Origin of the sequence: Wenzhouxiangella sp. XN79A, assembly GCF_012272825.1 — a bacterium.
Taxonomy (GTDB): domain Bacteria; phylum Pseudomonadota; class Gammaproteobacteria; order Xanthomonadales; family Wenzhouxiangellaceae.
Genome location: NZ_JAAWWS010000136.1, coordinates 48,274 through 68,550, shown reverse-complemented (window position 1 = coordinate 68,550; position 20,277 = coordinate 48,274). Strand labels below are relative to the sequence as shown.

General features: G+C 70.6%; 19 protein-coding genes. 4 read left to right on the top strand and 15 right to left on the bottom strand.

Annotated elements, in window-relative coordinates:
- Nucleotides 1-105: 105 nt before the first annotated feature.
- Nucleotides 106-999, bottom strand: coding sequence for a LysR family transcriptional regulator (locus tag HFP89_RS04505; protein ID WP_168716450.1), 894 nt, complete (start codon nucleotides 997-999; stop codon nucleotides 106-108).
- A 98-nt stretch (nucleotides 1,000-1,097) separates the two neighbouring features.
- Here HFP89_RS04505 and HFP89_RS04500 point away from each other — a divergent pair, with 98 nt between their 5' ends.
- The 3 genes from HFP89_RS04500 to HFP89_RS04490 all read left to right on the top strand — a co-directional run bounded on the left by HFP89_RS04500 (nucleotide 1,098) and on the right by HFP89_RS04490 (nucleotide 5,829).
- Nucleotides 1,098-1,700 (top strand): NAD(P)H-dependent oxidoreductase, encoded by a 603-nt coding sequence (locus HFP89_RS04500; protein WP_168716449.1) that lies wholly within the window; start codon nucleotides 1,098-1,100, stop codon nucleotides 1,698-1,700.
- A gap of 27 nt (nucleotides 1,701-1,727) precedes the next feature.
- Complete coding sequence (locus HFP89_RS04495) at nucleotides 1,728-2,615, top strand: pirin family protein (RefSeq protein WP_168716448.1); 888 nt, start codon at nucleotides 1,728-1,730, stop codon at nucleotides 2,613-2,615.
- A 64-nt stretch (nucleotides 2,616-2,679) separates the two neighbouring features.
- Nucleotides 2,680-5,829: an error-prone DNA polymerase gene (locus HFP89_RS04490; protein WP_168716447.1), complete on the top strand. Its 3,150-nt coding sequence runs from the start codon at nucleotides 2,680-2,682 to the stop codon at nucleotides 5,827-5,829.
- A gap of 394 nt (nucleotides 5,830-6,223) precedes the next feature.
- On the opposite strand, the gene HFP89_RS04485 is transcribed toward HFP89_RS04490, so the two are convergent.
- The 9 genes from HFP89_RS04485 to HFP89_RS04445 all read right to left on the bottom strand — a co-directional run bounded on the left by HFP89_RS04485 (nucleotide 6,224) and on the right by HFP89_RS04445 (nucleotide 16,038).
- Nucleotides 6,224-7,462 carry a hydroxymethylglutaryl-CoA synthase gene (locus HFP89_RS04485; protein WP_168716446.1) on the bottom strand — a complete coding sequence of 413 codons (1,239 nt, stop codon included), beginning with the start codon at nucleotides 7,460-7,462 and terminating at the stop codon, nucleotides 6,224-6,226.
- A gap of 29 nt (nucleotides 7,463-7,491) precedes the next feature.
- Nucleotides 7,492-8,385 carry a hypothetical protein gene (locus tag HFP89_RS04480; protein WP_168716445.1) on the bottom strand — a complete coding sequence of 298 codons (894 nt, stop codon included), beginning with the start codon at nucleotides 8,383-8,385 and terminating at the stop codon, nucleotides 7,492-7,494.
- Nucleotides 8,386-8,496: 111 nt separating this feature from the next.
- A complete protein-coding gene (locus HFP89_RS04475) occupies nucleotides 8,497-9,234 on the bottom strand; it encodes an S-methyl-5'-thioinosine phosphorylase (RefSeq protein ID WP_168716444.1) in 738 nt (245 codons plus the stop codon).
- Nucleotides 9,235-9,253: 19 nt separating this feature from the next.
- Nucleotides 9,254-9,805, bottom strand: a complete 552-nt coding sequence (locus HFP89_RS04470; RefSeq protein ID WP_168716443.1) for a phosphoribosyltransferase family protein — start codon at nucleotides 9,803-9,805, stop codon at nucleotides 9,254-9,256.
- Nucleotides 9,802-10,914, bottom strand: a complete 1,113-nt coding sequence (locus HFP89_RS04465; RefSeq protein WP_168716442.1) for a mechanosensitive ion channel family protein — start codon at nucleotides 10,912-10,914, stop codon at nucleotides 9,802-9,804. Before HFP89_RS04465 ends, HFP89_RS04470 begins: the two co-directional genes overlap by 4 nt.
- Nucleotides 10,907-11,932, bottom strand: coding sequence for a beta-N-acetylhexosaminidase (gene nagZ / locus HFP89_RS04460; protein WP_168716441.1), 1,026 nt, complete (start codon nucleotides 11,930-11,932; stop codon nucleotides 10,907-10,909). The genes HFP89_RS04465 and nagZ overlap by 8 nt, the downstream gene beginning before the upstream one ends.
- The gene (gene rlmD / locus HFP89_RS04455) at nucleotides 11,929-13,263 is read right to left on the bottom strand and encodes a 23S rRNA (uracil(1939)-C(5))-methyltransferase RlmD (RefSeq protein ID WP_168716440.1); all 1,335 of its coding nucleotides are present in this window, start codon (nucleotides 13,261-13,263) and stop codon (nucleotides 11,929-11,931) included. Before rlmD ends, nagZ begins: the two co-directional genes overlap by 4 nt.
- Before the next feature lie 4 nt (nucleotides 13,264-13,267).
- Complete coding sequence (locus HFP89_RS04450) at nucleotides 13,268-13,870, bottom strand: YdbL family protein (protein WP_168716439.1); 603 nt, start codon at nucleotides 13,868-13,870, stop codon at nucleotides 13,268-13,270.
- Nucleotides 13,871-14,061: 191 nt separating this feature from the next.
- Nucleotides 14,062-16,038: a hypothetical protein gene (locus tag HFP89_RS04445; protein WP_168716438.1), complete on the bottom strand. Its 1,977-nt coding sequence runs from the start codon at nucleotides 16,036-16,038 to the stop codon at nucleotides 14,062-14,064.
- 54 nt (nucleotides 16,039-16,092) lie between these two features.
- Here HFP89_RS04445 and HFP89_RS04440 point away from each other — a divergent pair, with 54 nt between their 5' ends.
- Nucleotides 16,093-16,857: a response regulator gene (locus HFP89_RS04440; protein WP_168716437.1), complete on the top strand. Its 765-nt coding sequence runs from the start codon at nucleotides 16,093-16,095 to the stop codon at nucleotides 16,855-16,857.
- Here the strand turns inward: HFP89_RS04440 and pdxJ are convergent.
- The 5 genes from pdxJ to HFP89_RS04415 are packed head-to-tail and all read right to left on the bottom strand — an operon-like array spanning nucleotide 16,849 to nucleotide 20,254.
- On the bottom strand, nucleotides 16,849-17,577 hold the full coding sequence (gene pdxJ, locus HFP89_RS04435; protein WP_168716436.1) for a pyridoxine 5'-phosphate synthase: 729 nt from the start codon (nucleotides 17,575-17,577) through the stop codon (nucleotides 16,849-16,851). The genes HFP89_RS04440 and pdxJ overlap by 9 nt on opposite strands.
- A gap of 13 nt (nucleotides 17,578-17,590) precedes the next feature.
- The gene (recO, locus tag HFP89_RS04430; RefSeq protein WP_168716435.1) at nucleotides 17,591-18,280 is read right to left on the bottom strand and encodes a DNA repair protein RecO; all 690 of its coding nucleotides are present in this window, start codon (nucleotides 18,278-18,280) and stop codon (nucleotides 17,591-17,593) included.
- 27 nt (nucleotides 18,281-18,307) lie between these two features.
- Nucleotides 18,308-19,219 (bottom strand): GTPase Era, encoded by a 912-nt coding sequence (gene era / locus HFP89_RS04425; RefSeq protein WP_168716434.1) that lies wholly within the window; start codon nucleotides 19,217-19,219, stop codon nucleotides 18,308-18,310.
- Nucleotides 19,216-19,887 carry a ribonuclease III gene (gene rnc, locus HFP89_RS04420; RefSeq protein ID WP_168716433.1) on the bottom strand — a complete coding sequence of 224 codons (672 nt, stop codon included), beginning with the start codon at nucleotides 19,885-19,887 and terminating at the stop codon, nucleotides 19,216-19,218. The genes era and rnc overlap by 4 nt, the downstream gene beginning before the upstream one ends.
- Before the next feature lie 4 nt (nucleotides 19,888-19,891).
- Entirely contained in the window at nucleotides 19,892-20,254 is a 363-nt protein-coding gene (locus HFP89_RS04415) for a DUF4845 domain-containing protein (protein WP_168716432.1), read from the bottom strand.
- Between the last annotated feature and the right edge of the window lie 23 nt (nucleotides 20,255-20,277).

Below are 20,277 nucleotides of genomic sequence, written 5' to 3'. Positions count from 1 at the left end.
ACGGCAGGAACGGTATTGCAGTTTTGTTTCATTATTGTTGCAGAGCCGGGCCCCATGCACCGGAATTGTTCCAGAACGGAATGAACACGTGGTGTCGGGTTCATGTCAGATCCGGGCCCGGAAGCCCTGCATCAGCGCCTGCATCGAGCTCGATGCCGCGTCCGGATCGGGGTGGATCAGGAACAGGGTTCCGGTCCGCACCCCGACCGGTCCCAGCGGCAGCGGCACGAGCTCACCGGATTCGAGCTCGTCGCGGATGTTCGAGGCAGCGAACCAGGCAAAGCCCAGCCCCATGCAGGCCGCGCGGATCGACGTGGCCTTGTGGCTGACCGTCCAGCGCTGCTCGGCCTCCAGCCCCCGGACCCCGGCCCGCCGCCGGCTGCCGGTGTCGCGGACCAGCAGGTGGCGATGGCGACGCAAGTCGTCGAGGGTCAGCTCGCGGCCGAGCCGGTGCAGCGGATGCGACGGTGCAGCGCAGCACAGGAACTCCATGTCCATCAACCGCTCACCGACGAATCCCGGCGGCACCCGCGAACCGATCGCCAGGTCCACGTCACCTCGCTCGATCAGCTCCTGCGTGCCGCCGAGCACCGATTCATGCAGCTCGATCCGCGTATCGGGGTGCATTTCACCGAACTCGGCCAGGATTTCGAGCAGCTGCCAGGTCGGGTAGATGATTTCCACGGCCAGGCGCAGTTCGGCCGGCTCGCCGGCGGCCAGCGCGCCGGCCAGTCGCTCGAGCCTGCCGGCCTCGTCGAGCAGCTGGCGCGCGCGTCGGACCAAGACCCCACCCGGCTCGGTCAACACGGCCCGCCGCCCCTCGCGGCGGAACAGGACGACATCGAGCTGCTCGGCAATGCGCTGCACCGCGTGGGTCACGGACGACTGGGACTTGTGCAGACGCTCGGCGGCGGCCGCGTAGCTTCCGGCATCGACCACCGCGACCAGCGCGCGCCACTGGTCCAGCGTGACCCGGGCGGCTCGTTCGATGTCTTTCATATCGATTCATTCGATCATTTATCGCGAAATTATCCGCTTTTCTATCGATCGAATCAATCCTATGCTTGCGCCATGTTCCTTCCACCGGACCCCCAGTCATGACCCATGTGCTCCTGATCACTTCCAGCCTGAACGGCACCGACGGCCATTCCTCCCGCCTGGCCGCGCGCTACATCGACGAACTGCGCGGCACGGAACCCGACCTGACCGTGACGCATCGCGACCTCGCCGCCGACCCTCCGCCGCACCTGGACGGCGCAACCTTCCGGGCCTTCGCCACGCCGGCCGCCGAGCGCGACGCCGACCAGCGCGAGCGGACCGCCTGGTCCGATCGCGCGATCGCCGAGCTGCAGGCCGCCGACCTCGTGGTCATCGCCGCCCCGATGTACAACTTCGGCGTGCCGTCGGTGCTCAAGAGCTGGATGGACCACGTCGCGCGCGCCGGCATCACCTTCCGCTACACCGAGAACGGCCCCGAGGGCCTGCTGACCGGGCGACGGGCGGTGGTGGTCTCGACCCGCGGCGGCCGCTACGCCGGCACGCCGGCCGACAGCCACACACCGTTCGTCGAGACCTTCCTCGGCTTCCTCGGGCTGGGCCCGGTGGAATTCGTTCACGCCGAAGGCCTGGCGATGGGCGAGGATCGGGCTCGAAGCTCGCTCGAACAGGCCGGTGACGAACTGGCCCGCCTGGCCGCCTGATTGTCCGGCACGGACAGGAGATTACCCATGACCGAACGCACGATCCGATTCCGCATCGACGCGATCCCGACCGCCGACGGCGCCGGCGTGAAGCTCCGGCGCAGCCTCGGCGCGCAGCGCGGCCTCCACCTGGACCCGTTCCTGATGCTCGACGAGTTCTCGTCGGACGACCCCGACGACTACATCGCCGGCTTCCCGCCGCACCCGCACCGTGGTTTCGAGACCGTGACCTACATGCTCGACGGCCGGATGGAGCACAAGGACCACATGGGCAACACCGGGCGGCTCGACCCCGGCGGCGTGCAGTGGATGACCGCCGGCCGCGGCGTGATCCACTCGGAGATGCCGCGCCAGCGCGAGGGCCGTCTGCGGGGCTTCCAGCTCTGGATCAACCTGCCTGCGGCGGAGAAGATGAGGCCGGCCGATTACCGCGACCTGGCCCCGGAGGCGATTCCGGAATCCGTTCCGGCCGAAGGCGTGCACGTACGCGCGATCGCCGGCCAGACACGCGTCATCGTCGACGACGCCGAGTCGATACTGCGCGGTGCGGTCAATCCCGACCGGGAGCGCAGCACCGACCCGCTGCTCGTCGACGTCGCGCTGGATGCCGGCCGGCGGTTGACGGTGATGCTGGAGCCGGGCCACAACGCCTTCGTCTACGCGATCGACGGAGTGCCGCGGGTCGTGCGCGAAGACGACGCCGAATCGCTTTCGGCTCACACCGCCGGCCTGCTCGGCCCCGGCGACCGGGTCACGCTGGCCGCCCCCGACGACGCCCCGGCCCGCATGCTGCTGCTGGCCGCGAAGCCGATCGGCGAACCGGTCGTCCAGTACGGGCCCTTCGTGATGAACACCCGCGAGGAAATCGAGCAGGCGCTGGCCGACTATCGGGCGGGAACGCTGACCGCGGCCTGATCGGACGAGGCCCCGGGCGTGCACACACACCGGAAACTGTACTTGCATACAGTATCCTGTGTGCATGCCCGCTCCCGCTCATCACGCCGCCGACTACGCCGAACTGCACGCGCTGAGCCACTTCAGCTTCCGCCGGGCCGCGTCGTCGCCCGCCGAACTGGTCGAGCGCGCCCACGCGCTGGGCTACCGGGCGCTGGCGTTGACCGACACCTGCTCGATGGCCGGCGTGGTCCGGGCCCACGAGGCGGCGCAGGCCGTCGGCCTGCCGCTGATCGTCGGGACCGAACTGGTCGCTGAATGCGGCACCCCGCTGGTGCTGCTGGCCGAGAGCCAGGCCGGTTACGCACGCATCTGTCGGCTGATCACACAAGCACGCAGGCGAGCGAAGAAAGGAAGTTACCGATTTCAGATCAATGACCTGAACGAAGGTCTTGACCAGGTTACTGCAATCTGGAAAGCACCCGCCGACGACCTGGAACGCGCCGCGATGCTGCTCGAACCGCTGCGCGCGGCGTTCGGCGACCGGCTGTGGCTGGGCGCGACGCGCCGGCTGGTGCCCGGCGAGCGGGCCGCGTTCGAGCGGCTGGACGCGTTCGGCCGCCGCCATGACCTGCCCCGGCTGGCCTGCGGCGACGTCCGGATGCACCGCCGGAGCCGGCGCGCGCTGCTCGACGTGCTGACCGCGCTGGACTGCAACCGGCCGCTGGCCGAATGCGGCCGCGCCCTGGCCGCCAACGGCGAGGCGCACCTGCGGCCGCGCGAGACGCTGGCCCGCCTCTACCCCGCCGCCTGGCTGGAGGAGACGGTCCGGCTGGCCGAGCGCTGCGCGTTCCGGCTCGACGGCCTGAACTACCGCTATCCGAAGGAATTGGTCCCGGAACCGCTGACGCCGACCCAGCACCTGCGCCGGCTGACCCTGGACGGGCTGCGGCGACGCTGGCCGGACGGGCCGCCGGAGGCGGTCCGCGCCCAGATCGCACACGAACTGAGGCTGATCGAGGAGATGGGCTTCGAGGCCTTCTTCCTGACCGTCCATGATGTCGTCGAATTCGCCCGCGGCCGCGGCATCCTGTGCCAGGGCCGCGGTTCAGCGGCCAACTCGGCCGTCTGCTATTGCCTGGGCATCACCGAGGTCGACCCCTCGACCCAGCAGCTGCTGTTCGAGCGCTTCATCTCGAAGGAACGCAACGAGCCGCCCGACATCGACGTCGACTTCGAACACGAGCGGCGCGAGGAGGTGCTGCAGTACATCTATGCGAAGTACGGCCGCGAGCGCGCCGCGCTGGCCGCCACCGTCATCCACTACCGGCCGAAGAGCGCGCTGAAGGACGTCGGTCGCGCGCTGGGCCTGGACCCGACCCGGATGAGCCGGCTGACCGCCTCGCTGGCCTGGTGGGACCAGCCCGACTGCTGGCCCGAACGACTGCGCGCGGCCGGCTTCGACCCGGACTCGGCCGCGGTCGGCCAGCTGCTGACATTGACCTCCGAGCTCATCGGCATGCCGCGCCACCTGTCGCAGCACGTCGGCGGCATGGTGATCAGCGATGCACCGCTGCACGAGCTGGTGCCGGTGGAGAACGCCGCGATGGCCGACCGGACCATCATCCAGTGGGACAAGGACGACCTGGAAACGCTGGGCCTGCTGAAGGTCGACTGCCTGGCGCTCGGCATGCTGACCGCGCTGCGCAAGGGGCTGGACCTCGTCAACGGCTGGCGGCGACGATCGGGCGCCGAGGACGGACCCCTGAGCCTGGCCGCGATCCCGCGCGAGGACCCGGCCACCTACACCATGCTGGCCGCCGGCGATGCGGTCGGGGTGTTCCAGGTCGAATCGCGGGCCCAGATGGCGATGCTCCCGCGGCTGAAGCCCCGCTGCTTCTACGACCTGGTCATCGAGGTCGCGATCGTCCGGCCCGGCCCGATCCAGGGCGACATGGTCCATCCCTACCTCGAGCGGCGCGACGATCCGAGCCGGGTGAGCTATCCCGGCCCGGCGCTGGAGAGCGTGCTGAAGCGCACCCTGGGCGTGCCGATCTTCCAGGAGCAGGTCATGCAGATCGCGATCGTCGCGGCCGGCTTCACCCCCGGCGAGGCCGACCAGCTGCGGCGGGCGATGGCGGCCTGGAAGCGTCGCGGCGGACTGGAACCGTTCCGCGACAAGCTGATCGACGGCATGCTGGCGCGCGGCTATTCGCTGGCGTTCGCCGAACGGATCTACGGCCAGATCTGCGGCTTCGGCGACTACGGTTTTCCCGAGTCGCACGCGGCCAGTTTCGCGTTGCTGACCTACTTCTCGTCGTGGCTGAAGCGCCATCACCCGGCGGCGTTCTGCTGCGGCCTGCTCAACAGCCAGCCGATGGGCTTCTACGCGCCGGCCCAGCTGATCGCCGACGTGCGCCGGCACGGCGTGCGCGTGCTGCCGGTCGACGTGCGGGCCAGCGACGTGGACTGCTCGCTGTGCCCGGACCCGCGCGGCGGCCATGAGTGGAACGACAATTGCAGCACCAGCAACCCGGCCATCCGGCTGGGCCTGCGCCTGGTCCGCGGCCTGGCCGGCGAGGCCGCCGAGCGGCTGGTCGCGGCGCGCGCCCATGCGCCGTTCCGCGACACCGGCGAACTGGCCGAACGCGCCGGGCTGGACGCGAAGGCAATCCGCGCGCTGGCCGAGGCCGGCGCGCTGAAGGGGCTGGCCGGACATCGGCGGCGGGCGCGCTGGCAGGCCCTCGGCGCACGCCGCCAGGGTGATCTGCTGGCCCATGCGCAGCTGGCCGAGCAGCAACCGCAGCTCGGCCTGCCGGGCGTGCGCGAAGACCTGCTCGACGACTACGCCGCCACCGGCCTGTCGCTGGACCATCACCCGATCGGACAACTGCGCCGCCGGCTGGGCGCGCGGGTCAAGCCGGCCCGGGCGCTGGCCGCCCTGCCCGACGGCAGTGCGGTCCAGGCCGCCGGCGTCGTCACCCACCGCCAGCGGCCGGGCACCGCCTCGGGCGTGGTGTTCCTGTCGCTGGAAGACGAGACCGGGATCATCAACGTGATCGTCTGGCCGAAGCTGCTGGAGCGGTTCCGGGCCGAAGTGCTGCAGGCAACGCTGCTGAAGGTCGTCGGAACGCTTCAGAACGCCAACGGCACCCAGCACGTGGTGGCGCATCGTTTCGAGACCCTGGACGGCTGGCTGGACGGACTGGCCGCGGACTCGCGGGATTTTTGCTGAAACGCCGGGACGAGGGGGCGAGGGGAAAGGAACGAGTGGGTGGCTGCCGGGACCCGGCCAAGCGCATCGCGTGCAGCCGCCGCCTGGAGGCAGGGACGGAGGGGATGGGCAGGGACCAGGTTTCAGTTTTCAGTTTTCAGTTTTCAGTTTTCAGTTTTCAGGTTTCAGGTTTCAGGTTTCAGGGTTCAGGGTTCGGGGTTCGGGTTCATCGCTCACCGCTCACCGCTCACCGCTCACCGCTCACCGCTCACCGCTTACCGCTTACCGCTTACCGCTTACCGCTCACCGCTCACCGCTCACCGCTCACCGCTCACCGCTCACCGCTCACCGCTCACCGCTCACCGCTCACCGCTCACCGCTCACCGCTCACCGCTTACCGCTCACCGCTCACCGCTCACCGCTCAGCCCTGCTCTCCACGTATCGCCGCTGGTGGTCGACGGTGCCGACGTAGAACAGGCCGTCGGACAGGCCGTAGCTGGTCGGGTCCAGTGATTCGGCGGTGTCGGCCTGCTCGCCGTCGCGGACCAGCCGCTCGTAGTCCTCGATATTCAGGCGGTACCGACGGGCCAGGTCTTCGGACGGGTCCAGTGCCGAGGCCCACTGCGCCGCGGTCCCGGTGATCTCGCCGAGGCAGAAGGTCGCGCCGCAGCCGCTGCCGTAGGAAAACAGGCTGACCGTCCGCCCGGAAAAGCGCTCGGCGGCCTGGCGCAGCAGGTCGATCAGCGACAGGAACAGCGAGCCGGTGTAGATGTTGCCGATCTCGGCGTTGAGCGTCAGCCACGGCTCGACCCGGCTCGACAGGCTGGCGGCCAGCGCTTGCCGGTCGGCATCGCTGTCGCGATCCAGCGGCGCGCCGCGCTCGATCTCGAGGTGGCGCTGGTGCGCCTTCTTGGCCATCTTCACGAACGGCACGTGATACAGGCAGGCGGCCAGCTCGTCGAGCAGCGCCGCGCCCTCGCCCACCGCGTCGGCTCGCGCGCCGACCAGCGCGTCGAGGTAGCACTGGATCGAGTAGTGCCCATCGGCAAAGGCGACCTTGGAATACAGCGGTCGCCAGAAGTCCATGACCTGGCGGGTGTAGTCGCCGATCGTGGCCGGGTCGACGGTCAGCAGGCGCGGCCGGTCGGCGACCACCAGCGCCACGGCACCGGCGCCCTGGGTCGGTTCGCCCGGCGTGCCCAGGCCATAGCGGGCGATGTCGGAGGCGATGACCAGCGCCTTGCGTCCGCGCGCCCGGCCGGCGGCGATCCAGTCCATCGACGCGGTCAGCCCGGCCATCGCGCCGTAGCAGGCATGCTTGGTTTCGAAAGTGCGGCAGCGCGCGTCGAGGCCGAGCAGTTCGTGGACGTAGACGGCCACCGGCTTGCTGTGGTCGACGCCGGTCTCGGTGCCGACGATCAGCGTGCCGATCTCGGCCGGATCGATGTCGAACGCCGCCAGCGCCCGGCGACCGGCGTCGACCGCGAGGGTGACGGTGTCCTCGCACGGCGAGGCGATCGCCATCCGGCGCTGGCCGAGGCCGAGCACGAACTTGTCGGGGTCGACGCCGCGGGCCGCGGCCAGATCGGCCAGGTCGAGACAGGCGTGGGGACCGGCAAACGCCGCGGCGTCGATCCCGACCGGCGAATTCATCGCGACATCCGCTTGCGAACCGTCATGGCTCAGCCGCTGGCCGAAGCCGGACGACCGGCGTCGATGAGCAGGAACCCGCAGGCGTGGCAGGCGTTGAGGAACGCGGCCACGTCGTCCTTCTCGGCCCGACTGGCCTCGGCCAGTTCATCGACGGTCATCGGCGCTCGGATCAGCAGGCGCGCCTGGCGCGAATAGGCCGTGTCGGACAATGCCTGGAGCGGCACCTGGGGCAGCATCAGCCGGACATCGCCGGCCAGGTCGGGATGCAGCGCTCCGTCGGACAGGGCGAGCCCGGCGCGCCACTTCAAGTGGGTGAGGTTGTTCTGCTCCAGGCCGTTGGTGTGATCGATCAGCTCGCTGCTCGACAGTTCGCGCACCGTCGAGGCGGCGAAACTGCGCTGCAGCAGCCGCGCCAGCTCGCGATCCGAGGCCCCGGAGTACCAGGCGCCGGAACCGGCGTCGATGATCAACTCGGCCCCGCCGTCGCTGGCCAGCACCACCGGCGCATCCCAGGTGTGACGGCGCAGGTGCTCGGCCAGCGGCAACTCGTCGTCGCCGAAGGCCATGACCGCCCAGGCCGGCGCGGTCCGGGCCTCGACTTCCGGCGAATGGGACGGCGAGGTCAGCTCGCCGAGCAGCTGGATCAGCGGCTGCGAGCGGATCGGCTTGGTCAACAGGAAGCGGGCCGGGAAATCGCGCTGCTTCGACAGGGCGACGGCCGGCACGGGGCCTCGGTTGAACGCTTCCCACGCCGCCCTGCCCTCGGCATCGTCGACATCGATCAGCAGGATGTCGCCCTCATCGTCCTCCGAGATCGTGACCCGCAGGTCGGTCTGGTTGCCGGCCAGGCCCACCAGCGAACGCAGGACGCGGATGTCCTTGTCGCTGACGTGATGCGCCTGGAAGCGGAGTAGATCGGTCACCGTTGCACGCGGTCGGGGAGGATCGAGTTCTCATGGTACCGGACCGCAGCGCTTTGCCCAACACTTCGATGCGCGAACCTCGTCACACTCCGATGCCGACGACACCCGGCATCACTCGGGCAGCCGGGCGACGGCCGCGCTCAACACCCGCCGCACCCGGTCCATGGCGGCGGCCAGCTCGCGGTGAATCTCGTCCTCGCTGATCGGGGTATCGGAAACCCCGGCGGCCGGGTTGGCGACCACGCACAGGTTGGCGTAGTCCATGCCCAGTTCGCGCGCCAGGCCGGCCTCGGGCATGGCGGTCATGCCGACCACCGTGCAACCGTCGCGAGCCAGCCTTCGGACCTCCGCGGCGCTTTCCAGCCGCGGTCCCTGGGTGGCTCCGTAGCAGCCTTCCGGCACCAGCGACTCGCCGAGCTCGCTGGCCGCCTCGATCAGCGCGCGCCGCGCCTCGCCCTCGAAGGGTTGCGCGAATTCGACATGCCGCAGCGGCGCCGACGGGCCGTCGCTGTAGGTATGAAGGCGACCCCAGGTGTAGTCGATGACCTGGTCGATGGCGACCAGCGCGCCGGCCGGCAGGGCCGGGTCGACGGCGCCGACGGCGCTGACCGCGATCACCGTGCGGCAGCCCAGCGTGCGCAGGACATGCAGGTTGGCGCGATAGTTGACGCGGTGCGGTGGAATGCGGTGCGGGTTGCCGTGCCGGGCCAGGAACCAGGCCGAACGATCGCCGATCGCGACCCGCACCGGGCGGGCCGACGGCGGACCGAACGGTGTGGTGAGGGCCGCCGTCTCCAGCGGCTCGTACAGCGCCAGCGCCCCTGTTCCGCCGATGATGCCGATGCTCATGTCGATCCGTCCTCCCGTATCAATGCGCGTCCGGCAGCGCCCAGATCTCGGGCAGCTCGCGCCAGCGCTCGGCGTGGTCCATGCCGCAGCCGAACACGTAGCGGTCGGGCACCTCCAGGCCGTAGTGATCGATCCAGTCGCGCGGCAGGCCGCGGTCGTGTCGCTTCAGGGCCAGCACCGCCGTGGTCACGTCGTGGTGCGAAGCGATCCGGTCGCGAACCGCGGCCAGGGTATGGCCCTCGTCGAAGATGTCGTCGACCAGAAGCACCTGCCGGCTCGAATCGGGCAGCGCGGGCCAGCGGATCCAGTCGATTTCACCGCCGCGGGTGGCGCCACGGTAGCGGGTCGCGTGAACGTAGTCGATCGTGATCGGCCGCTTCAGGCGTCGGGCCACCTCGACGGCCGGGAACAGGCCACCGGTCATGACGGTCAGCAGCAGGACCGGCCCCTCCGGCAGTGCCGCGTCGAGCCGCACGGCCAACCGGTCGTAGGCGGCCGCCACCTGGGCGGCGTCGAACAGCCGTTCGGCGCCCTCGGGCATCGTCGTCTCGGTCATCGTGGTCTCGCTCATTGCCCGTCTTCCAGGCCGGCCGGTTCGGGCGGCACGGCGTCGATCTTCAACGTCCGGGTCGGGAACGCGATCTCGGCGCCGTGTCGTTCGATGATCTCGCCGATCGTCAGCAGAACGTCCTCGCGCACCGCGTGGTATTCGGCCCAGACCGTGGTCCGCGTGAAACAGTAGACCATGATGTCCAGCGACGATGCGCCGAAGCGATCGAAATGCACCATCAGCGTCTGGTCGGTTGCAATGTCTTCGCGCTGCTGCAGCATGGCGCGGATCTCGTCGACGATCGCCCGGACCGCGGCGAAATCGTCGTAGCGCACGCCGATGTGCTCGTTGATCCGGCGGTGGGTCATGCGCGACGGGTTCTCCACGGTGATGGTGGTGAAGGTCGCGTTCGGCACGTACATCGGCCGGCGGTCGAACTTGATGATGGTCGTCACCCGCCAGCCGATCTTGTGGACCACGCCCTCGATGTCGCGATCGGGCGAACGGACCCAGTCACCGACGCCGAACGGCCGGTCCATGAACACCGTCAAGCCGCCGAAGAAGTTGGCCAGCAGGTCGCGCGCGGCCAGGCCGATCGCGATGCCGCCCACGCCGCCGGCGGCCAGCAATCCGGAAATCGGAATGTTCAGGATGCTGAGAATGGTCAGCACGCCGGTCAGGACCACGGCGATCCGGACGATCCGGGCCAGCACGCTGACCGTGGTCAGATCGATACCGCGGTCGCGCTCCTGCTGCAGGTGGACGTAGGCCTCTTCGAAGCCGGTCACCAGGCGGAACAGCAACCAGGTGGCGTTGAACACCAGCAGCAATTGCTGGGTCATCGCCAGCAGGTCCGGCGAGAACAGGATGACCTCGGTGTGCGGGGCGACCACGCGGGCGGCCATCAACAGGCCCTGCCCCCAGATCAGCACCGAGATCGGTCGCTTGCCGGCATAGACCAGCGCGTCGTCCCACAGGTTGACGCTCCGCTCGGCCAGCCGGGCGATCCGGTTCATGAACCTGCGGTAGACGAAATCGACCAGCTGGGCGCCGAGCAGGATCAGGAAGGCGTGCACGGTCCACGGGTTCACGCCGATCATGCCGGCCAGGCGGTCCATCCATTCAGCCACGGGTCTCCTCCGAAAGGGTCTTCAGGGTGGTTTTCCAGGCGCGGAACTCCGGCACCCGTTCCTGTTCTTCCAGGGTCAGCCGGGCGCGACCGTACAGCGGCGCGAGATCGGCGCCGGGCGGGGCATCGCCGAGGGCGTCGAGCGCGGTCGGCACCGAGGCCGGCTCGCAGACCAGGGCCAGGTCGCAACCGGCGGCCAGCGCCGCGTGCAGGCGGTCGGCCGCGCTTCCGGCCGATGCCGCGCCGGCCATGTCCAGGTCGTCCGACACGACCTGGCCGGCAAAGCCCAGCTCGCCGCGCAGGATGTCGGCCAGCCAGCGCTTCGAAAAGCCCGCCGGGCAGGCCTCGACGGCCGGGTAGCAGACGTGGGCCGGCATGACCAGCGCCAGGTCCCCGGCCAGCGCCCGGAACGGCGCCAGGTCCCGGGCCTGCAGGGTTTCCAGCGAGCGCTCGTCGACGACTTCGGTCAGGTGGCTGTCCGGCCGAACGCTGCCGTGGCCCGGGAAATGCTTGCCGCAGGCCGCCATGCCGGCGTCGCGCATGCCGGCGACGTAGTACCGGGCCAGGTCGGCCACGGCCTCGGGCTCGGCGGCCAGCGCACGATCGCCGATGACCTCGCTGTTGCCGCCCAGGTCGAGCACCGGGGCCAGGCTCAGGTCGACGCCGTGGCCGAGCACTTCGGCGGCCATGATCCGACCATGACGATAGGCCAGGTCGCGCGCGCGATCGGCGTGGCTGCCGTACCAGCGCCCGATCACGGCCAGCGGCGGCAGCGGCGTGAATCCGGCGCGGAAGCGCTGGACGCGGCCGCCCTCCTGGTCGACGCAGATCAGCAGCCGCGGGTCGCGCAGGGCACGGATCGCGGCAGTCAGGCCGATCAGCTGCTCCGGCGAATCGTAGTTGCGGGCGAACAGGATCACCCCACCGACCGCCGGGTGGGCCAGCCGTTCGCGCGTTTCGGCGTCGAGTTCGAGACCGTCGATGCCGACGATCAGCGGTCCGGAACGCAGTTCGCTCATGCCGCCTCCCGCTCGAACACCGCGATCGATTCGACGTGCGCGGTGTGCGGAAACATGTCGGCCACCCCGGCGCTGGCGAGCCGGTAGCCGTGGGTCCGGACCAGTTCGCCGGCGTCACGGGCCAGCGTGGCCGGATCGCAGCTGACATAGACGACCCGGCGCGCGCCGCTGGCGGCGATCACCGGCAACACCTCCAGCGCACCGGAGCGCGGCGGATCGATCAGCACGCGATCGAAATCGCCCTTCAGCCACTCCAGCTGCTCGACCGGCTGCTGCAGGTCGGCGGCCTTGAACCGGGCGTTGGTCAAGCCGTTCGCAGCGGCATTCCGTTCGGCCGCCTGGACCATCGCCGCGTCGAGCTCGACGCCGAGCACGGCGCCGGCGCGGGTGGCCAGCGGCAGCGAGAAATTGCCCAGGCCGCAGAACAGGTCGAGCACGCGGTCGTCCGGGCCGCAGTCGAGCAGGTCGACCGCCCGCTCGGTCAACTGCCGGTTGATCGCGGCGTTGACCTGGACGAAGTGCTGCGGATGGAAGACCAGCTCGAGATCGAAGGCATCGAGCCGGTAGCTGAGCCGATGCTCGGCCGGATGCAGCCGATGGACGGTGTCCGGCCCCTTGGGCTGCAGCCAGACCGCGATACCGTTGGCTTCGCTCCAGCCGACCAGGGCTTCGAGGTCGGCGTCGGTCAGCGGCTCGAGGTGGCGCAGAACGATCGCGGCCGAGTCGTCGCCGGCCGCACACTCGACCTGGGCGACCCGGTCGGGGATGCTCAGCCCGCCGATCAGCGCCGACAGGCTCATCAGGCGGTCGGCGAACACCGGGTGGAGCACCTCGCAGCCCTCGATCTCGGCCACGTAGCGGCCGCCGACTTCGCGAAAACCGACCAGCACCCGGCCCTTGCCCGGGACCCAGCGCGCGCTGAGCCGAGCCCGGCGCCGGTAGTTCCACGGCTCGGCGACGACCGGCTCCAGCCACCGCTCCGGCGCCACGCCGCCGATCCGCTTGAGATTCTCGACCAGCCGGCCCTGCTTCCAGCGAACCTGGGCGCCGGCGTCGAGGTGCTGCAGGGCGCAGCCGCCGCAGTTGCCGAACCACTCGCAGCGCGGCTCGACCCGCTCGTCGGAGGCCTGTTCGACGGCCAGCGCGATGGCTTCGTCGAACTTGCGGTTGCGGCCGGTCAGGCGGGCCAGTACGCGCTCGCCCGGCAGCGCGCCGTGGACGAACACGACCTTGTCCTCGATCCGCCCCACGCCCCGACCATCGTGGGCCAGGTCGTGGATTTCGACGGCGACCGGTTCGGCCGGCAGGCGCCGGCGCCGCTGACGACCCAAGCGTCTAGGCCTGCTGCCAGCGGCCGCCGGCGTCCTGGTAGTACCAGCCGGGCCGGGCGTTGGCGATCCAGCGGCGCGCGAAGGTCTCGCGGATCTGGTCTTCCCACTCGGGGTGGCCGTTGGCCACGGCGATCTCGCGGTAGACCGCGTTGCGATCGGCGTTCTCGGCGGCGACCACCTGCTCCAGCGTCCGCCGCTCGGCCAGCCCGACGGCCGAGCGATCGCGGATCTCGACCAGGCCGTCGTTGCTGAACCCGATCGCACCGGCGTCGAACCAGCCGGCCAGGTGCTGCCGATGGCGTTCGGCCATGCGTGACTTGATCGCGTTGATCTGCGGGCTCTCGATGTCGATGTCGGCCGACTGCGCATGGGCCGAGGGAATGACGAACCCGACCAGGGCTGCGACCAGCGACGCCCGTGGCGCCGGAATGGCCGGCGGCACAACGGCGGCCTGCGGCTCGGTCTCCGGGCCGATCACGTCGCGGATGAAACGATCGGCGGCCTGTTCGGCGGCCGCCTCGGGGAAGTACACGTTGATCGTGACGCAGGCCGCGGCCACGCTGCAGACCAGTGCTGCGACCGACCATTTCAAGTGATTCAGGTTCATCGGAAGGACCTCCGGGGTCAGGGTTCGGACAGGCAGGCAGGTGCAATCTGCGGCCCGGCCGTTGAATGGGTACTGAACGGCGCGAAGTGTAGCAAACCTGCTCTTCCCGGCCGCCACCGGAGACCGGCGAAGCGGGTCACATCGCCCCTGCGCTCGGCACGCCTTTGCCGTTGTACACCCGCCGTCGAACATCAGTCATCGACCCGGGGCCCGTCGCCGCGGGTCGCCGCCTCCAGCTGGGCCAGCAGCACCGGCCAGTCGACCTGGCGCCGGAAGCCGACCACATCGAGGCGCGGCAGGCCGCGTCCTTCTACGATCCGGTAGCCGCCCCCGTCGAGCTCTTCGAGGCCGCGCATCCGGCAGACATTGCCGGCCAGCCGGCAGCCGATGCCGACCCGGGCGTAGCCGAAGTCATCGAACAACGACAGCAGCGGCGCCGACAGCGCCGCCGCACCGCCGCCACCGAGGCTGGCGATCTGATCGACCGCGCGCTGCGAGATGCGGCGCGAGCGGCGGCTGTCGCGTGGCGTGTACAGCCAGGCGTCGAAGGCCACCGGCTGCCAGTCGAGCAGGCGCAGCTCGCGCACGTAGCCGGACAGCGATCCCTGCATCGCACCGAAATCGAACGCGGCGGTCAGCGGTGCCAGGTCGAGCCGGTCCAGGGTCAGCGTGCCGGCCAGCGCAGGCAGCGGTCCGAACGGCCGCTCGATCGCCAGGTTCTCGATCCTCGCGCTGCCGTCGAACAGCTCCAGGTCCAGCCCGCCGGCCACCTCCAGCGTCTCGCGGTCCAGCCGCACCGACGGAAAGCGCCCCGACAGCTGGCCACCGAACCGCGGCCAGCCCAGCCGGCCGGTCAGTTCGGCCAGCGACAGCGGCTCCAGCGCAGCATCCAGGGCCAGGCCGGGCGGGCCTTCGCCACCGCGCTCGATCCGCAAGCGGTCGAGTCGCAGCGCGCCGTCGAGCAGCGGAATCCGGGCCGGCTCGTCGAGCGCCAGCGCCTCTGGCGTGCCGGACAGCCGCAGCGAGGCCGGGCCGAACGGCAGCGCGTAGAGCGTGAGCGTCTCGAACGACAGTGCCGCCCGGTCGAGCGCATCGCGGCGCTGGAGCCGACCATCGAGGTCACGGATCGACAGGCGCCCGGACGGATCATCGATGCCCACGCCTGCCAGTTCGACGTCCAGCATCCCGACCTGCCCGGCGCGCCATTCCAGCCGGCCGTCGAGGCGGCCCTGCACCTGCAGCGACTCCCAGCCGGCACCGGCTGCGATCGATTCCGGACCCAGCGACCAGAGCGCGCCCAGCGAAGGAATCTCGAGTTCGAGCGAAGCGCGATCGGGTCGCAGCAGCGCGCCCGGCGCATCCCAGCCCGCGTCCAGCCCGGCGGCGATCAGGCCGTCGGCCGTCAGCCGACCCAGGACCCGACGCCCCCCGGCCGCGCGTGGAACGACGCTCAGCGCCAGCGCCACCGGCACCGGCGGCGACGGCAGATAGGCCGGTCCCAGCAACACTTCGCCGGCCCGCCAGGCCAGCCCGGCCTCGAGCTCTCGACCGTCCCACTCGGCCTCGACGTCCAGACGCAGCCCGGCGCCGGCATAGCGGCCATCGGCGGTGTCGAAGCCCAGCTCGTCGATGCGCAGATCGAACTGCCCGCTGCCGCCGGCGATCGACGCGCGCCCGGTCATCCGACCGGACTGGAGCATCACCGGGGCCTGTGGCGCGGCCAACCACGCCGCCAGCTCCAGTCCGTCGACGCGCAGGCCCCAACCATCGGACGTGCGTGCCAGGGCCAGGCCGCCGTCGGGCAGGTCCTCGGTACCCCGCGTCCAGTTCGCGGTCGCGAGCACGCCGGCGGCCTCGTCGATGCGCTGCAGCCGTCCTTCCCGGCACGGTAGCGCCGCCGGCGCGCAGTCCAGCCGGAAGCGGCCGAGCGCACCCAGCGCCGGGACCACCAGTCCGTCGACGGCGGCCTCGACGCGGCCGTCGGCGGCGCGCTCGACCCGGAGCCGTTCGACCCGGAGCCCGCCGGCGACCGCGGCGTCGGCCTGCAGCGTCCACTGAAGGGCCCCGACCGGGCCGGCAACGGACGCCGCGACCAGCGCGGCCAGCGCGGCCAGGCCCGGTGCGTGACCGGGCAAGCGTCGATCGACCGTGAGAAATCGGTGGCTCATCGGCTACCATTGTGAGCGTTGGCACGACGTTCGACAACGCACGGGGAAGCGACCATGAAGGATCGATGTGCTGGACTGGCCGGCCTGAAGGTGCTGGCCGTCGACGACCACCCGGTCAACCGGGCCTTCCTGCGCGCGGTGCTCAAGCCGCATGTGCGCCAGCTCAGGCTCGCCGACAGCGGGGCGGTCGCCATCGATCTGTGCGCGGCCGAGCGCTTCGGCCTGGTCGTGCTCGACCTGCACATGCCCGATCTCGACGGATTCTCGACCTGGCTGCGGATCCGCGAAGTGCACTCCGAGCCGTTGCCGCTGGCCGTGGCACTGACCGCCGATCATCGCGAGGAAGCGCTGGCCCGCGCTCGCACGCTCGGCTTCCGCGGCTATGTCGGCAAGCCGGTCGCACCCGACGCGCTGCTGGCTGCGCTGCATCGGATGGTCGACGGCGAATCGGTCTTCGCAACTGCCGGCACGACCGGCCGCAGCGCCCCGGCCCTGCTCGACGACGCCGGCGGGCTGCGCGCCCTGGGCTCGGCGTCCCGGCTGGCCGATCTCCGCTGCGCGTTCGCCGCGGAGCTGCGCGACGGCCTGCCCGGGCTGGAAGACGAGGTGCTGCGGGCCGATCCCGCGGCCCGGGAACGCCTGCACCAGTGGATCGGCGCGGCCGGCTACGTCGGCGCCGACCGGCTGGCCGCCAGCGCGACCGGGTTGCACAAGGCGCTGCAGCGGTGCCGACCCGACCCGCTCTCGACCGCGTACCTGCAGTTCAGGCGCACGCTCGACGCCACCCTCGCGGCGCTGGCCGCGCGCGAATCAGGCTGACGCCCGGTCGATCACCTCGCGCATTTCCGCCACCGCCCGATCGAGGCCGACGAACACGGCCCGGGCGACGATCGCATGGCCGATGTTGAACTCGCGGATGCGCCGCATCCGGACCAGCTCGGCGGTGTTGTGGTAGTGCAGTCCGTGCCCGGCGTTGACCACCAGGCCGGCCTGCTCGGCTGCCTCGGCAGCGCGCTCGATCCGGCCGAGCTCGGCCACCGCGGCGTCCCCGCCCGCCTCGGCCCAGCCACCGGTGTGCAGTTCGACGACCGGCGCGCCAGCGGCGGCGGCCGCGGCGACCTGGACCGGCTCGGGGTCGATGAACAGCGAGACCCGGATGCCGGCCTCGCCGAGTCGACGACAGGCCTCGCCGACCCGATCGGCCTGACCGGCCACGTCCAGTCCGCCCTCGGTGGTCAGCTCCTCGCGCCGCTCGGGCACCAGGCAGACGTCCGGCGGTCGGAGCGCCAGGGCGAACCCGATCATCGGCTCGGTCACCGCCATCTCGAGGTTCAGCCGTGTCGTGACCACGTCCATCAGCGCCTCGACGTCGCGGTCCTGGATGTGGCGCCGGTCCTCGCGCAGGTGCACGGTGATCAGGTCGGCGCCGGCCGATTCGGCCGCGCGCGCGGCGTCGAGCACGCAGGGGTACGCGGTGCCGCGCGCCTGGCGCAGCGTAGCGACATGGTCGATGTTGACTCCGAGCAGGGTTCGCGTCATGGGCCCTCCTGGCCTACTCTCGATACAGTTTCGGCGTTTGCAGCGGACGGCCGTCCAGCTGACGCTCGATCAATTCTCGCATGGGGCGGCGCAACGCCGAGGCGTCGGCCGCCGTGAGCGTCCGTCCGGCCGCCAGCGCGCGGAGCGCGTGACCGGGAATCGCGGTCCGGCCGCGCGCCGGCTCCGGACCGCGGTCGGGATCGATCCGATAGCCGGCGTCGGGATCGACCGCGATCCGGGCCTGGCCGACCACGTCGATCTCCGGCGCCACCCCCAGCACCGACAGCAGCGACCACTCGAAGCGCCGGAGCGCCGGACCCTGGCGTTCGGCCTCGCGCAGGCCGGGCAGCAGGTCGGCGTAGGCCAGAAAGAGTTCCGGCTCCTCGACATCGCGCGGCAGCAGGCGCAGTAGCAGTTCGTTGGCATACAGGCCGCACCACAGCGCCCGCCCCGACAGGACGACGGCCTGACCGATCGGCTCGGCACCGGTCAGCGTGGCCATTTCACCACGCCGCGTCCAGCCGGCCTCCAACGGGCGGAACGGCTCGCCGAAGGCGCGCAGCGACGAGCGCGGTCCACGCGCACCGCGCGCAACACCGACGATCCGACCGTGACGCGCGGTCAGCAACTCGACGATCAGGCTGGTTTCCCGAAACGGCCGCCGGTGCAGCACGAAGACCGGTTCCCGATCAACGCGGCTCATCGCCTCCCCGACGCGCCCTGCGACCGCTCAGCGGCCATACCCGAGCCGATCGAACAGCGCTTCCCGGTCCATCCAGCCTTCCATGACGGCCACGTTGAGATCGAGCCGTACCGGCTGGTCGAACAGGGTCTGCATGGCCTGGCGGGCGCGCGAGCCGATCCGTTTCAGCGTCTGACCGCCCTTGCCGATGACGATGCCCTTGTGGCGCTTCTCGGCGACCAGGATGCGCGCCGCGATGGCCAGCCGGCCATCGTCTTCCTCGAACGATTCGACGACCACCGTGGTGCCGTAGGGGATCTCCTGGTGCAGGTTCTCGAGCAGCTGCTCGCGAACCAGTTCGGCGGCCAGGAAACGCATCGGCTCGCGAGTGAACAGCTCGGGCGGATACAGCGGCGGCTGCTCCGGCAGGCGGGCGAGGATCGCGTCGAGCAGGCCCTCGACGCCATCGTCGCGCAGCGCCGAGATGTAGAGCACCGCCTCGGGCTTGACGGCGGCGGTCCACGCCCGGGCCAGCGGCAGCAGCTCGGCGCGGTGCTTGACCTTGTCGATCTTGTTGAACACCAGCAGGTAGGGCTGGCCCGACTGGTCGGCGGCGGCAAGCGCCATCCGGTCCTCGTCGGTCGGGTTGGCCGCGTCGACCAGCACCACGACCAGGTCGACGCCGGGCAGCGTCTCGGCGGCGACGCGGTTCAGGTGGCGGTTCAGCGCGTGGTCGCGCCGGCGATGCAGGCCGGGCGTATCGACCAGCACGACCTGGCCGCGCGGATCATTGACGATCCCGGTCACCCGGTGGCGGGTGGTCTGGGGCTTGTGGGTCACGATCGAGACGTGCTCACCGACCATCTGGTTGACCAGCGTCGACTTGCCGGCGTTCGGTCGGCCGACCAGCGCGACGGTCCCGGCGCGCGGCGGAGAGGATTCGGTTTCGCGTTCGTTCATGACGTCGCCTCCAGGCGCTCCAGCGCAGCGCGGGCCGCGGCCTGCTCGGCCTTGCGGCGCGAACCGGCAGTGGCCTGCACCGGGGCGTCGAGCAGATCGACGCCGCATTCCACGGTGAACTGCCGCAGGTGGTCGGCGCCCTGCTCGTCGACCACGATGTACTCCGGCAGGGCCAGGCCCTTGCCTTGAAGCAGCTCCTGCAACCGGGTCTTGGGGTCCTTGAGCAGCTCCGCTGCCGGCAGCGTGTCGATTCGCGGACCGACCACGGCCTCGACCAGCTCGCGCGCGGCAACCACGCCGCCGTCGAGCAGTGCGGCACCGAAGATCGCCTCCAGCGCATCGGCCAGGATCGACTCGCGAAGATACCCACCGCTCTTGAGTTCGCCGGGACCGAGCCGGACATGATCGCCCAGATCGAGCTCGCGCGCGATCTCGGCCAGCGTCCGATCGCGGACCAGGCGAGCGCGCATCCGGGACAGGTCGCCTTCGGCGGCCTCGGGCCGACGGCGATACAGCAGCGCGGCGATCGTGAAGTTCAGCAGCGCATCGCCGAGGAACTCCAGCCGCTCGTTGTGCGGGTTGCCGCAGCTGCGGTGGGTCAGGGCCTGCTCGAGCAGGCCGGGATCATCGAAGGTGTACGGCAGACCCGGCAGCGAAGCCGGGCGCACCGGATCAGTTGAGGACTTCGACACGGTTGAACGAAACGACCACGTCGATGTTTCCGATCAGGTCCTCGCGCACTTCGTATTCCAGCTTCAGCGACGGCTGCGGCGAACGGATCAGCTCGATCTGGTCGGGTCGGAGCGAACGGACGTAGTTGACGCTGAGCTTGCGCGACAGCAGGTCGCGAACCCGGCGCTCGCTGTACTGCGCCGAACCCGGCTCGGCGGCCAGGTCCTTCATCGCGCTGACGATGTTGTAGTGGTTCATGTAGATCGGCACCAGCTTCATGCCGATATAGGCCACGAAAATCACCGCCGACAACAGCAGCAGGAACCCGATCAGGGTCATCCCCATTTGTCGCTTGGTCTTCATGCGTTCTCCCAATCACTCCAGGC